The sequence below is a fragment of the Breznakiella homolactica genome, from assembly GCF_016616095.2.
Classification (GTDB): domain Bacteria; phylum Spirochaetota; class Spirochaetia; order Treponematales; family Breznakiellaceae; genus Breznakiella; species Breznakiella homolactica.
The window spans coordinates 1,393,555-1,406,849 of the sequence record NZ_CP067089.2; the positions used below are offsets into that span (position 1 = coordinate 1,393,555).

At 53.0% G+C, this 13,295-nt stretch carries 12 protein-coding genes; 6 read left to right on the plus strand and 6 right to left on the minus strand.

Annotated features, from left to right (window positions below; all coding sequences use genetic code 11):
• Positions 1–3: 3 nt before the first annotated feature.
• On the minus strand, positions 4–1,041 hold the full coding sequence (locus JFL75_RS06420; protein ID WP_215625861.1) for a DegT/DnrJ/EryC1/StrS family aminotransferase: 1,038 nt from the start codon (positions 1,039–1,041) through the stop codon (positions 4–6).
• A gap of 32 nt (positions 1,042–1,073) precedes the next feature.
• Complete coding sequence (locus JFL75_RS06425) at positions 1,074–1,553, minus strand: chemotaxis protein CheW (protein WP_215625862.1); 480 nt, start codon at positions 1,551–1,553, stop codon at positions 1,074–1,076.
• A 273-nt stretch (positions 1,554–1,826) separates the two neighbouring features.
• On the opposite strand from JFL75_RS06425, the gene JFL75_RS06430 reads away from it, so the two are divergent.
• From JFL75_RS06430 to JFL75_RS06450, 5 genes are all read left to right on the plus strand, one after another.
• Complete coding sequence (locus JFL75_RS06430) at positions 1,827–3,593, plus strand: phospho-sugar mutase (RefSeq protein ID WP_215625863.1); 1,767 nt, start codon at positions 1,827–1,829, stop codon at positions 3,591–3,593.
• A complete protein-coding gene (locus tag JFL75_RS06435) occupies positions 3,593–4,240 on the plus strand; it encodes a 3'-5' exonuclease (RefSeq protein WP_215625864.1) in 648 nt (215 codons plus the stop codon). Before JFL75_RS06430 ends, JFL75_RS06435 begins: the two co-directional genes overlap by 1 nt.
• Positions 4,241–4,406: 166 nt before the next feature.
• A complete protein-coding gene (locus tag JFL75_RS06440; protein WP_215625865.1) occupies positions 4,407–5,393 on the plus strand; it encodes a TRAP transporter TatT component family protein in 987 nt (328 codons plus the stop codon).
• A gap of 12 nt (positions 5,394–5,405) precedes the next feature.
• Positions 5,406–6,416 (plus strand): TRAP transporter substrate-binding protein, encoded by a 1,011-nt coding sequence (locus JFL75_RS06445; RefSeq protein ID WP_215625866.1) that lies wholly within the window; start codon positions 5,406–5,408, stop codon positions 6,414–6,416.
• 3 nt (positions 6,417–6,419) lie between these two features.
• A complete protein-coding gene (locus JFL75_RS06450) occupies positions 6,420–8,282 on the plus strand; it encodes a TRAP transporter large permease (protein WP_215625867.1) in 1,863 nt (620 codons plus the stop codon).
• A 45-nt stretch (positions 8,283–8,327) separates the two neighbouring features.
• Here the strand turns inward: JFL75_RS06450 and JFL75_RS06455 are convergent, their stop codons facing one another.
• From JFL75_RS06455 to gdhA, 3 genes are all read right to left on the minus strand, one after another.
• A complete protein-coding gene (locus JFL75_RS06455; RefSeq protein WP_223292781.1) occupies positions 8,328–9,344 on the minus strand; it encodes a sigma-70 family RNA polymerase sigma factor in 1,017 nt (338 codons plus the stop codon).
• 154 nt (positions 9,345–9,498) lie between these two features.
• A complete protein-coding gene (locus JFL75_RS06460) occupies positions 9,499–10,380 on the minus strand; it encodes a M23 family metallopeptidase (protein ID WP_215625869.1) in 882 nt (293 codons plus the stop codon).
• 167 nt (positions 10,381–10,547) lie between these two features.
• The gene (gene gdhA, locus JFL75_RS06465) at positions 10,548–11,891 is read right to left on the minus strand and encodes an NADP-specific glutamate dehydrogenase (RefSeq protein ID WP_490337721.1); all 1,344 of its coding nucleotides are present in this window, start codon (positions 11,889–11,891) and stop codon (positions 10,548–10,550) included.
• Positions 11,892–12,061: 170 nt separating this feature from the next.
• Here gdhA and cyaB point away from each other — a divergent pair, with 170 nt between their 5' ends.
• Complete coding sequence (gene cyaB, locus JFL75_RS06470) at positions 12,062–12,673, plus strand: class IV adenylate cyclase (RefSeq protein WP_215625870.1); 612 nt, start codon at positions 12,062–12,064, stop codon at positions 12,671–12,673.
• Here the strand turns inward: cyaB and JFL75_RS06475 are convergent.
• Positions 12,670–13,158 (minus strand): bacteriohemerythrin, encoded by a 489-nt coding sequence (locus tag JFL75_RS06475; RefSeq protein ID WP_215625871.1) that lies wholly within the window; start codon positions 13,156–13,158, stop codon positions 12,670–12,672. The two genes, cyaB and JFL75_RS06475, sit on opposite strands and share 4 nt — an antisense overlap.
• Positions 13,159–13,295 lie beyond the last annotated feature (137 nt).

A 13,295-nucleotide genomic window follows, 5' to 3' on the forward strand; every position in this document is an offset into this window, starting at 1 on the left:
TCCTCAGGGAAGGGCCGCGATAAGCTTCGCGACCTTGGCTGTCTGGGATGATGCAAGGCGGGGATACAGGGGGAACAGCGCGGTTCGTAAGGAAAGGGAATACGCCTCGGGGCACTGTTCCGGAGGGATTGCACCGCTCCCCACCAGGGTATCGCCGAAGGCGTTTTCCACGGATACTTCCTTCTTTTTCGCGTAGGCCACCACATCCTTCATGCCGGTTTCCAGGATAAGGGGAAAGGCGTAATTGTTGTAGCCAATGCCGTCGGTTTCGATAAACCGTTTATGCCGGGTTCTGAGGGATGACTGGATATACACCTCCGCGATATCCTTTCTTTTTTCCAGATTCCTGCGGGATTCCTTAAACTGAATAACCGCCAGGGCGGCGTTCATATCCGGGAGGCTGTATTCCGGCGGTATGTCCCCGTAATTCCTGAGGACCGATCCGTCCCGCCGGTTTGCCGCGTACAGCAGGGCTCCGCCGCCGGCGGTGAGCATGTCCCGCTCCTCCAGACCCAGGATGGTAAACACCCCCGCCGACGGCAGCGGGCTGCCCTCCGAGGCCGTGCCGTAACTCCGGGAGCAGTCCTCGATTATGGGAATCCCCAATTCCGCCAGGGACACAGTGTCCGGCACGTAACCCAGGGCGTGGTGAATAACCAGGCACCGTGGTTCCATACCGGCGTCCTTGCGCGCTATGGCGGCCTGAACGGTTTTTGCGCTGATACAGGCCGATCCGGATTCCACGTCGCAGTACAGGGGAACCAGCCGCAGCCCTTCAATAACCCATGTGTAATACCGCGGGGACAGCGCCGAGATCAGCACCCCGGAACCGTCCGCGATTCCCATGGATTTGAGGGCCAGATACAGGGCGATGGCCGGGCTTCTTACCGCCAGGGAGTAGTCATACTGGAGATACTCTTTGGCCGTCTGCACCAGCCGCTGGGACTGGTCGCCGGGGCCGATTTTATCTTCCACCATGGCCGTAAGAACCGCATCCATCTCCTTCCGCCGAATTGTCGGAGAGTAGACTTCAATATTCATGTAGTACCTCAAGTTCCAGCGACCGACTATTCCTATCTTCTGAGTTCGCTGATTTTCTGCAATTCCTTGGGATTAAAGAGGTCCCGGATATCCAGGATAATCAGATAGCCGTGATCCTGCCGGACCACGCCGCGGATATATTCCGCGCCGATTCCGCTGAGCATCTGGGGCGGCGGCTGGATATCCGCGTCTTCTATGGTAACCACCCGGGAGACCTTGTCTATGATAACCCCGAGCTTCATACCGTCAATATCGATGATAATAAAACCTGACAAAAGCTCGTCACTGTCCGAAGCGGCGGGTTTTTTCAGATGGAACCGTTTATGGAGATTGATAATAGGTATAATTTCACTTCTGAGATTGAAAATTCCTTCTACATACGAGGGAGCATTCGGTATCTGCCGGACTTCCTGGACACGGACTATTTCCTTAACATCCATAATATTGATACCGTACAGCTCTTCACCAAGCTGGAAAGTGACTAACTGACTCTGATTATCTGTTTCAGCCATATTTACTCCCTCTGAAAATGTATCATAAAAAGCCGGACACGTTTTTTATGATAACCTTCTATTAATTTACTATTGAAATCACCTTTCTTCAAGGGATATATAGCGGTTCTTTTTATTTTTGAAGGTTATACCATAAAAAAATCCATAGTATCCCCGGAAAAAGCTTTTTTTCCGGTTTTTTGCCGAAAGAAGGTGATTTCCGCCGGAAGCCGCCTTGTCTTGCGGTACGGCCCCTCACTATACTTAAATAATATTAAACCCGGAGGATAAAAAATGCAAAAAGATGCCATTATCGCCCAGGCGAAGGATTATATAGCCAAGGAAAAGGACGCGGGCTTCAGAAAGGAAGTGGAAGATCTCCTTGCCAAAGAGGACTGGAAGGAGCTGGAGGACCGTTTTTACCGGGATCTGGAATTCGGAACCGGCGGACTCCGGGGGATTATCGGGGGCGGCTACAACCGCATGAACACCCTGGTGGTAAAAAGCGCAACCCAGGGACTGGCAACCTATATAAAAAAGACCTTTCCCGGAAAGTCCCTTTCCGCGGCCATCGCCTTTGACAACCGCCATTATTCGGCTCAGTTTGCCGAAGCCGCGGCCCTGATTTTCGCGGCCAATGATATTAAAACCTACTTATTTTCGTCCCTCAGACCCACCCCGGAGCTGTCCTTTGCCATCCGGGAACTGGGATGCGATACAGGGATCGTGGTTACCGCCAGCCACAATCCGCCCCAGTACAACGGATACAAGGCCTACTGGAACGACGGATCCCAGGTGGTCCCGCCCCATGATACGGGAATAATTGATGAGGTCGGCGCGGTCACCGAAATAAAGGAAATGGATAAGAATGAGGCCCTTTCCAAGGGACTCCTCAAGATAATCGACAAGGAAGTGGACGAGCCCTACTGGGCCATGGTAAAGAGCCGGCTTTTCCGGCCCCAGCTTATCAAGGAAAAAGCCGGGGATGTTACAATCGTGTACACTCCCCTCCACGGCACCGGCGCCATGCACGTCGAAAAGGTGCTGGGGGATCTCGGGCTCAAGGTAATCACGGTACCGGAGCAGCGGGAACCCAACGGGGACTTCCCCACCGTGGCCTTCCCAAACCCCGAAGAAGCGGCCGCCCTGGAAATGGCGGTAAATCTCGGCAAAAAAGAAAAAGCCGACGTGGTTATGGCCACCGATCCCGACGCGGACCGGCTGGGGATCGCGGTTCCCGACGGGTCCGCAGGGTCCGGCGGTTTTACCCTGGTCACGGGCAACCAGCTGGGTGTTCTCCTGGCGGATTATATTTTCCTTTCATTAAAAGAACTGGGAAAGATGCCGCAAAAACCCGCCATGGTCAATTCAGTGGTCACCACGGGCATGCAGAAACGGGTGGCGCAGTCCTACGGCGCCGAATGTTTTGAATGTCTCACGGGTTTCAAATGGATCGCCGATGTATGGCGGCGGAGCGAAACCGACGGCAAAGGCTATACAGTGGTGTTCGGGACCGAGGAAAGCTACGGATACCTGGTGGAACCGGAGGTCCGGGACAAGGACGGGGTTTCCGCCGCGGCTATGACCGCGGAAATGACGCTGTACTGGAGAAGCAAGGGCAAAAGCCTCCTGGACCGCCTGGATGAGCTGTACGTAACCAACGGCTACTGGCAGGAACTGGGAATCTCAAAATACTTCCAGGGTTCCGAAGGCCCAGCCATTATGAAGGGAATTATGGATGAATACCGCAGAAACCCGCCCAAAACCCTGGGGGGCATAACGGTGGAAAAAGTCCGGGATATTCTCGAATCGGTATGGAAAATCCCCGGAGACCCGGCGAAACAGGAACCCGTGGACCTTCCCAAAAGCGATGTCCTCCAGTTTTTCCTAGCCGACGGAACCGTGGTCAGCGCCCGGCCCAGCGGTACGGAGCCGAAGATAAAGTTCTACGCCACCTGCTGCGGCGAAGCCAAGGCCGGAAACCTTCAGGAAACGAAAGCCGAGGTTGCCCGGAAGCTGGATGCCATCAAAAAAGACATCCGTTCGGTAATCGGTGACTGATGGGAAGTTTTGACTGGGCATCTTCCGCCTTTTTCGGCGGGGCTTCTTTTGTGGCATTCGATCTGGAGACCACCGGTCTGGACGCGAAAAAAGACCGCATCGTCGAAATAGGGGCGGTAAAATTCGACCGCCGGGGTCCGGCGGCGCGGTTTTCGGTGCTGATTAACCCCGGGATACCCATGCCCGCGGACGCGGAACGGATAAACGGTATCAGCGACGCCATGCTTAAGGATAAACCGTCCCTGGAGGCGGTGCTTCCCGATTTTATCCGTTTTATTGAAGGGTCCGCCCTGGTCGCCCATAACGCGCCCTTTGACTGCGGTTTCGTAAATGAAAATCTCAAACTATTCGCCGACGCGGCGGCCCGCCGGGATACCAGCGGCCAGGGAAGCCTTCTGGACGCGGCTGAGGAAGCGGAATCCCCTGATTCATGCTGGAATCCTCCCTATTCGAGCCTTCCCCACCAGGTGGTTGATACCAGGATCTACGCAAAAGAAGCCTTCCCCGGCAGATGGAAATACAACCTCCAGGATCTGGCGTCCTTCCTGGGCATCACCGCGGTGGAAGCCCACCGGGCGGAGGATGACGCCCGGGTCTGTATGGAACTATTCGTAAAATGCGCCGAAGTCTTCCAGGGAAACGCGTGATCCGCGCGAAAACTTTGCCGGTGCCCGGCCATAAACATCCCGGTACGGGAAAATCGCCGGCCGCCCGTTTCCGTGTTGTATCACTCCGGCGGAGTCTGTTATCATACTGACATAACAGCATGTATGCCGTTCCGTAAATAACCGGGGACGGACATAAGGGGGAGTAATGAAAAAGACTGTTTCCCGGGGCGGATGTTTTATACTTGGGGCGCTCGTTCTGGGTTTAACCCTGTTTACTTCGTGTTCTACCAGCAACATGGCCATGAAAGCCGTTTCCGACATGCTCACCGGAAGCGGCAGCACCGACGCGTTTACCGCCGACAACGACCCCGAACTTGTCGGGGACGCCCTGCCGTTTGCCATAAAACTGTATGAGGTACTCCTCTCTAAAAATCCCGACCATGACGGTCTGCTGCTGACCACGGGTTCTCTTTTTGTCATGTACGCCAACGCCTTTGTGCAGGGGCCGGCATCCATGCTGTCTCCGGGCGAGTACAGCGAACGGGATGCCCAGTATAAACGGGCTAAAAATCTTTATATCCGGGGGGTGGATATCCTCTCCAGGGGACTCGAAAATAAATACCCCGGCTTTGCCGATGCCTACGACAGCGGGTCGCTGGATACCGTTCTTTCAAAAATGGGAGCCGGCGACGTACCGCTGCTGTACTGGACCGTGGCCGGAACCCTTTCAGCCTATTCCCTGGACCCCTTTGATCTTAAATTCGGGCTTAAGGTTCCCCAGCTCGCGGCAATGATCGCCCGGGCGTACGAACTCGACCCGGACTTTAATGACGGGGCTATAGATGATTTCTATATTTTATTCTATGCTTCATTGCCGGCTTCCCTGGGGGGTAACCCCGGTTTGGTGGACCGGCACTTCGAACTGGCGCTGGAAAGATCCCGGGGACTTTCCGCGGGGCCCTATGTATCCTATGCGACCTCGGTTTGCATACCCGCCCAGAATTATCCGCTGTTTAAGGAATACTTAAACAAGGCGCTGGAAATAGATCCCGACGCGAATCCTTCGGGCCGGCTCGTCAATATTATTTCCCAGCGGAAGGCGCGGTACCTTCTGGACAGTGCGCCGGAGTATTTTATAGACCTCGGCGAGGACGAGGCGCTGTATTACGGCGATTTTTACGAGTATGACTAAAGGAGAAACCCTATGAAACCAGGCAAAAAGATACTGATGATATTGCTTCTTGCGGTGCTGCTTACCCCCATGGCCGCTTTTTCCCAGCGGCGGCAGGTGCTCAAAATAGCGTCCATAGCGCCGGAAAACACCCCCTACGGCGAGTTTCTGAACAGAATGGCCCGGGAATGGCGTGACGCGACCAACGGCGAAGTGGAAGTGCGGATCTACCACAACGGCGTGGCCGGCAACGAGGATGACGTGCTGCGGAAGCTGAAGCTCAACCAGCTCCAGGGCGGGGTTTTTACGTCCCTGGGACTCAACGCGATCACCCCGGAGGTTATGGCCCTGAGCTGCCCCTTCTTTATCCGGGACAACGATGAAATGAACCTGGTTATGTCTAACCTTCGGGGGGATTTCGAAGAAAAAATCGGGGACAAGGGGTTTGTCCCGGTGGCGTGGACCAACGCCGGATGGGTTAAACTGTTCTCCAAAACCCCGGTCTTTGTGCCCTCGGACCTGAAATCCCAGAAACTGGGAACCAGCGCCAGCGAGCCGGAACTTACCCAGGCGTTCAAAACCCTGGGCTATAACATGATCCCCATCAATATGAACGAGCTCCTTATGGCCTTAAACAGCGGCATGGTGGACGCGATTTACCAAAGCCCCATGATGGTCGCCGGCCTCCAGATATTCACCATCGCGAAAAACATGGCCTCCATCAATATCGCGCCGGTGGTCGGCAGTGTTGTGCTGAACCGCAACGCCTGGCGTTCAATACCTGATAAATACAAACCCCGGCTGATGGAAATAAACCGGCAGCTGGAACGTGACTTCGGTTCATCCATCGCCAAACTCGAAGATGATGCCGTAGCCACCATGAAATCCTACGGCCTTGTGGTCAATACTATCAATCCCGACCAGCTGAAACTCTGGTACGATGATATCGACCGAACCCTGCCGAGCCTGGTGGGAACAACCTTTGACCGGGAAACCTTCGGGAAAGTGGATGCCATCCTTAAAGCGTACCGGGCCGGGCGGTAATGGATGGAGAAAAAACAGAGTATTCTATGGAAAATCGAGGACATAATCTGCTGGGTATCCATGGGATTCCTGGCGGCGGTCCCCATCGCGGAAGTCATCGCCAGGATATTCTTTAAAACCGGGGTACCCGCTTCTTCCGGGATAATGATCCACCTGCTCCTGGTGGTCGGGCTTGTTTCCGGTATGATCACCACCCGACAGCAGCAGCATCTGTCCATCGAATTTCTTCAGTTTATATCCAATGACAAAGTAAAACACGTACTTTCCATAATAACCAACCTGATTGCGGCATTTATTATTACCATTGTGGCCTGGTGTTCCGCCTCATTTGTGTCGATCGGACTCAGCCCATGGCGGATGATCGGGTTTATTCCGGACCAGGTTTTCGCGCTGGTAATGCCCATCGGATACGCGGTGATGGCCTTCCGCTTCGCCAGGCTTACCCCGGTTCGCGGCGCCGGCAGGATACTGCCGGTCCTCGCGGTCCTTGGGGGAACATTCTTCGCCCTCCCCGCTATTTCAAAACTTATCTGGGGATTCGATGCGCCGGATATGGTTTTCGCCGTCAATGACGGACTTTCCATGCTCGCGTATTATATCCGCATTCCCGTGGTGATCATTCTGATTGTCTCGGCTATGCTGGGATGTCCTCTGTTTGTCGTCATGGGCGGTTTGTCCCTCATCCTGATACAGAGTTCCTGGGGAGAAATTGACGTGGTTGCGAACCAGGTTTACACCGCGCTGACCCAGTCAAGTATTATCGCTATTCCCCTCTTCACCCTGGTAGGGTTCTTCCTTTCCGAAAGCAAAGCCGGAGAACGTCTGGTCCATACCTTCCGGAGCCTTTTCAGCTGGCTGCCCGGGGGTATGATCATCGCGACGGTGGTTATCTGCGCCTTTTTTACATCCTTTACCGGCGCGTCGGGTGTTACAATCCTGGCCCTCGGGGGAATTCTGTATACCATACTCATTGAAAAATCAAAGTACCCCGAAAAATTTACCATCGGGCTGCTGACTTCCGTGGGCGGTATCGGGCTGCTCTTCCCGCCCAGTGTCCCCCTGCTCCTGGTGGGGGCCACCACCATGACCAACACCATGCATCTGTTTGCCGGCGGGTTTATCCCGGGCCTTATTCTCGTCGCGGCGATGATTATTTTCGGAATCGTGGCTTCCCGCAGAAACAAAATCCCCGTGGAAAAGTTCCAGCTTAAAGAGGCTCTCCGTGGTCTGAAAGGCGCTGTATGGGAAATACTGCTTCCCGTCCTTCTCATCATCGGGTACTTCTCGGGGATTCTGTCGCTGGTGGAAATCGGCGCGGCGGCGGTAATATATATTTTTATTATTGAAGTGTTCGTAAACCGGGACTTAAAACTCCGGGATCTGGGCCGGGTTTTTTCCAAAGCCGTTCCGATCATCGGAGGGGTGCTTTCTATTTTAGCGCTTTCCCAGGCCTTGTCGTATTACATCGTGGACACCCAGGCGCCGGAAAACCTCGCCCGGTGGATGTCCTCGGCGATCCAGTCAAAGGTACTGTTCCTGCTGCTGCTTAACCTTGCCCTGCTGGTGGTGGGATGCCTCATGGACATTTTTTCGGCGATCCTGATCGTACTGCCCCTGATCGTTCCCCTGGGCCAGGCCTACGGTATTGATCCGGTTCATCTGGGGATCATCTTTATCATCAACCTGGAAGTCGGTTTTCTGACTCCCCCGGTGGGAATGAATCTTTTCCTGGCAACCTACCGGTTCGAGAAACCCTTTGTGGAAATATGCCGTTATGTTTTTCCGTTCCTGCTTATCCAGCTCGCGGTGGTATTCCTGGTAACCTATGTACCCTGGCTTTCCACATTCCTTCCGCGGTTCTTTTAAAAAAGACCGGACCATAAAAAACCCCGCCTCGGCGGGGTTTTTTATTCAGGGATTTTCGTTCAGCTCATGGAGCCTTTTGATATTCCTCAGCTTGAAGGTGGCTTTTTCCTGAATCTGCCGCACCCGCTCACGGGTGATACCCAGGAGTTTGCCTGTTTCCTCCAGAGTCAGGGGGCCTTCTCCGGCGAGGCCGAACCGCAGCTGGATGATCTTCATTTCCCGTTCCGAAAGGTGGGACAGTATGTCCTCCATGGTTTCCTGAAGGGTCAGAGAAAATACCATTTCAAAGGGTTCTTCCATGGTATCATCCTTAATAAGATCCGCCAGTCGGGTCAGGTTTCCGTCATCCACGATCGTATCCAGGCTGGTTGTTTCCTGGGAAAGTTTGATGATTTCCTTTACTTTGGATAAGGGCATCCCCAGATATTCCGAGAGCTCCTCATCGCTTGGATCGCGTCCGAGGTCCTGGGTCATCTGCTTCGCCACAAAGTAACACTTCTTTATGGTATTGAGCATGTGGATGGGAATCCGGATTACCCTGCCCTTGTCGGCGATACTCTTGATAATTGCCTGGCGTATCCACCAGGTGCCGTAGGTTGAGAACCGGCAGCCCCGGGTATAATCGAACCGTTCCACCGCCTCAATGAGGCCGATATTGCCTTCATCAATAAGGTCCAGCAGGGAAAGGCCCCGGTGCTGATAGTTTTTCGCAATGGATACCACCAGACGGAGATTTGAGTTGATCATCATGTTCTTATGCTGTCTGAGGGTATTATCCAGGAGTTCCCGGTCTTTTTTAAACTCCGGCGTATGCTCCTTATTGGCGAACTTCTTGTCGAGTTTCGCGAGTTTATCCCGGGTCGTTACAATCTTTTCCCCGATGGCCTGTTCTTCCTGAACGGTTAACAGGGGAAATTTGGATATTTGCTTGAAGTACAGAGCTAAGGGATCCGTTTCCTTAATTTGTTTGGGTTTCTTTGAGTTTTTCGGTAAGCTCCCGGCGGAAACCTTCTTTTTTACCTTAGCCCGTTCGGTCTCTGTTTGTGTTTCTGTTTTGTTCATAGGATGCTGCAATGCCCCTCTTTTTGCTGCTGCATGTTGTTTTTTAACCTTCTGATTATTAACTGCTGTTTTTACCATAATACCACCCTTATCAGGTTTTTCATACTATTTTAAAGATACAAATATTTACACCGGAAGTGTATTTTTCTTACTTTTAAGCCCGCGGGGCTTTGGCGGGGTCAATGGGATTGTTGCTCTGGTATACTAAAAAAAATAGCTGGGGTTTTGCCGACAATGCGTCCACCCCCAGTTTACCCAGTTCCGTTCCCGGACCGACCCGGTCTCCCTCCTTCACCGTTAAACTCTCACAGCCTCCGTATACGTATAAATAACCTCCAGTTCTCTGTACGATTGCGACCCTGCCGAATCCGCGATACGGGCCTGCTGATATTACGGTTCCCTGGGTAAGACTCCGAACGGATTCGGATTTTTCCCCGGTGAGAACCACTCCATATAATTTTCCGGTCATATACAATATTTCTTTGGCCTGGACGGGCCAGCGGACGGATGCGTCCACGGGCCGCGGCGCCGTTGTCACGCGGGCATCCGGTACCGAGGGCAGAGCGGGAATGGGTGTATTTGCGCCGGGAGAAGCAGTGTCCGGCTGCGCGGTCACCAGGGACGGAGCCGCCGGCGCGGCGGTCTGTCCGGGTATCCGGAGAATATCCCCTTCCTTGAGAACGAAACTGTCGGAAAGCTTGTTTTCCGCCCTAAGCGACTGGAGAGTGATTTCATATTTCCGGGCTATGCCGTACAGGGTCTCGCCCCGGGCGACCCGGTGTTCGACAGGTGCCGCAGCGGCGGAAGAACCGGAGGCTGGTGTATTCTGGGGGATTCTAATGCGCTGACCGACCTGGAGTTTTGTAGGATCGTCAATGCTGTTGAGCTTCAGAATTTCCTGAAAATCAACTCCATAAGAACGGGCGATAGAGTAAATAGTATCCCCCCTCTGCAATATATGAACCGTTTCTTCGGTAAAAACGGAAATCGACAGCAGCAACAGCAGGATACAGCAAATACGATATCGATAGTTCATATACCACATTATCGGTTTTTTACTTCGATTTATTACCTGTGAATTTTATAGACCATAGACGAAAAAATTACAAGCAAAAATAGAATTTTATAGATAAAAAAATCGTTTTTTTATTAATAAAACAAAAAATACCCGGTTTCCGGGCCCCGAAGGCCCGGAAAACCCTGTCAAATCAACCCCTGGGCCAGCATAGCCTCGGCGACCCGGAGGAATCCGGCAATATTTGCGCCGGCGACCAGATCGCCGTCCATGCCGTACTGGGCCGCGGCGTTCCGGCACTGATCGTAAATCCCGTCCATTATTCCGTGGAGCCTGGCGTCAACCTCCTGGAAGGTCCAGGAGAGACGCATGGAATTCTGGGCCATCTCCAGCGCGCTGGTGGCGACACCGCCCGCGTTTGCCGCCTTGGCGGGGCCGAAGGAGACACCGCTGGATTTAAAGCATTCCACCGCTTCGGGGGTGCTGGGCATATTGGCGCCCTCGGCGACCGCGATACACCCGTTTTTAACGAGGATTTCCGCGGAGGCTCCGTCCAGTTCATTCTGGGTAGCGCAGGGCAGCGCCACATCGCAGGGCACGGTCCAGATACCTTCCCATCCGTCGGAATAAACCGCCTTGGGACGGACGCCGAGGTATTCCTTTATTCTGCCCCGTTCCACTTCCTTGATGCGTTTTACCGCCGCGAGGTCAATGCCTTCTTCGTCAAGGATATACCCGTTGGAATCGGACAGTGCGATGACGGTGCCGCCCAGGGACTGGACCTTCTCGGTGGCGTATATGGCCACGTTGCCCGAACCGGAGATAACAACCTTTTTACCCTTCCAGTCGGTATTCCGGTCCCGGAGCATCCGGGTGGTAAAGTATACCAGACCGTAGCCGGTCGCCTCGGTCCGCGCCAAGGAACCGCCGTACAGGAGCCCCTTGCCGGTGAGTACCCCGGTAAAGGTGTTGGTCAGCTTTTTGTACTGGCCGAAGAGGAATCCGATTTCCCGGGCTCCCACGCCAATATCCCCGGCGGGCACGTCCGTATCGGGGCCGATATGCCGGAACAGTTCGGACATGAAGGACTGGCAGAACCGCATTACCTCCATATCGCTTTTGCCCTTGGGATCGAAATCGCTTCCGCCCTTGCCGCCGCCGATGGGCGTCGTGGTCAGGGCGTTCTTGAAGATCTGCTCAAAACCCAGGAATTTGATGATGCCCAGATTTACCGAGGGGTGAAGCCGGAGCCCGCCTTTATAGGGCCCCAGGGCGCTGTTGAATTCAACCCGGTAGCCCCGGTTTACCTGTACTTCGCCTTTATCGTCCAGCCAGGGCACCCGGAAAATAATCTGCCGTTCCGGTTCCACAATGCGTTCCAGTATTTTAAGCCGTCCTATTTCAGGCCGCTTTTTTATCACCGGATCGAGGGTCTCCACCACTTCCCTGACCGCTTGGATATATTCCGGTTCCGCCGGATTTCTGGATGTAACCGTAGACATCACTGAGTCTGCGTAGGTCGAATTCATCATTTCTCTCCTGAAAAAACTGGTTCCTTTTTTGCACAGACGGCCAGCGGCTTGCAAAAATATGGTTTACCATATAATAAAATATTTATTGTATTTTTGAAAAGATGGAAATGCATAAATTTACTAAATTTATGCAGGTTTATTGTATAAATATGACATTTAAGGAACCGGCCATGGCAATTGAAATCGAATTAAAGGCCCATGTTCAGAACGCCGAAGAGGTCAGGAAGGAAATAGACCGCTTCGCGCAGTACGGATATGCCTACGAAAAAAATGATACCTACTGGTATTCCCGGGCAAACGAAACCCAGGCATCCCGGGCTCTGCCCGGAGGACTGCGGATCAGAACCGAAAAACAAACCGGGAACGGCGATGAGTCCCGGGAGACCGTGCTGGTGACGTATAAAAGCAAGGAACTCAGGGACGGCATCGAAGTAAACGAAGAACACGAATTCAGTATTTCAGGGGAGGGAGCGTTTACGGAACTGCTTTCCCGGCTGGGTTTTGAGCCGGGGATATCGAAAAAGAAAACCGGCTGGAGCTGGAGCTATACCGGGATAACCATGGAATTATCCCTGGTAGACGGTCTCGGGTGGTTCCTGGAACTGGAAATACTGGCGGATAAAAAAGTCCGCGGAGGAGAAACGGTCCTGGAGCAATCCCGGAAACGCCTCCTGGATCTGCTCAAAAAAACAGGTATCCCCGAATCAGCCATTGAACCCCGCTATTATACTGAAATGCTCCGCGAAGTCCGCGGCTCCGGAAAGAATCGTTCCGGGAATTAATCTGCGGCGGTTTTTCCCTGCCCGGTACCGGGAATTGACAGACTTCCGTCGGAATTCCGGGCCGCGATGGTCTTGAGGTGTTCAAAATACTGTTTATCCGAAATAGCGATATGGGTCAGAACCCAGTTTTTAAGGAATTTTGTAAACGCCGGAAGGGCGAATTTCTTTCCTTCGTTGAAATCCTTTACCTGCTGCACAACTTTAAGGACAAAAGCGTCGTGTTCCCGTTTATGGTCGGGTAATCCCGCGAATTTCATTTCCCGCATGATTACTTCTTCCGTGGAAAAATGCAGTTTAACGTAATCCACGAGCTGTTTAACCACTTTCTTAAAATATTCCCGTTCCGCTTCCTCATCGCCGATGCAATGGTTAAAGAGGTCATTGGTGAGATCCAGGAGCCCCTTGTGCTGGTCGTCAATTATTTTTATACCCACGGAAAACGTTGACGACCAGGTAACTAATTCCGATTTTGCCGATTTTGCCATTCGGCGGTTCCTTTACAGATAGTATGAGACCGCACCGTATACCCTTTACAAGGGATTACCCTACGGGCGGATAAGTAGAACACTATAGAAGTGATTTTATTATGTACAGAATATATCAAAAAATCACAATAATGACA